The organism is Pseudomonas sp. GW821-FHT09D08 (assembly GCF_059416305.1).
The window spans coordinates 1-901 of sequence record NZ_JBWKOX010000047.1 but is presented as its reverse complement, the minus strand read 5'-3'; the positions used below and the strand labels follow the sequence as shown (position 1 = coordinate 901).

Annotated in this window: 1 pseudogene; it reads right to left on the bottom strand. The window is 61.3% G+C overall.

Annotated features, from left to right (window positions below):
* Positions 1 to 901, bottom strand: a pseudogene (locus AC07OP_RS31595) (hypothetical protein); the annotation flags it as partial.

The following is a 901-nucleotide window of genomic DNA, read 5'->3' as shown; positions in this document are numbered from 1 at the left end:
GCACTGCTGCAGATAATCCACACCCGTTGTCCACCAGCAATAAAAGGCCATCTCCCCAGGGCTGCCCATGCATTGCCGGCAAACGTGTTCAGGTCCAGCGTCCCGCCCGTAGGAATGTTATGAATGACCGCCCGAGGCAGGTTCGCTGCTGGAATCGGCGTCACCGTCACCGTTACCGTTCCGGAAGGCTTGGTCTCACTGCCACGGGTCACTTCATACCTGAGCGTAAATATTCGGTTGCTGTTACCGATATTGGCAGCGATGGCGCTCGCCGGAATCGGGAAATCAACGCTGCCGCTCGTGCTGCCGCCCTTGGCTGGGAGGACGGGAGAACCTGCGGCGCCGTTGCCGAGCATGATGACTCGGATGCTATCGGTGGTGAGCATACCGGTGTAGCTCACCCGGACCGTGCCCCCATTCAAGGCGCTCAATGGGGCCAGGGTTACCGAGGCTCCACTGCCTGAAGCCTGGAGCAGCACGGGCAGGCGCAGGTCTCCGAGTGCCGAACGCACGATGTAGGTGGACGCGGGGAATTCCTGGGCAGTGGCCTCGACAGCGCTGCCGTCAAAACTCACGTTGCAGGTGACAGTGATCTGCCGGTTATCCGGCAATGCCGCCAGCCAACTGCGCAGTACCGCCTTGTTCACCAGGCCGTTCGCCGCTTCCGCCGAAGTGATCGCCACCCCGTCAAGCACCGGCAAATCATCTACGCCGACGCTGCTGCACCTCAACCACACCCGTTGTCCCTGAGCACTCAACCGCCACTTGGCCAACGACGCCGTCGCGTTGCCAGTAAAGGTATTGAGGTCGAGTGTGCCGTTATGGGCAATGCCGTTGATCAGCGGTCTGGGCAAGTCCGACTCGCGCAGGGGTTGAACGGTCAGGGTCTGGACAAAGGAAT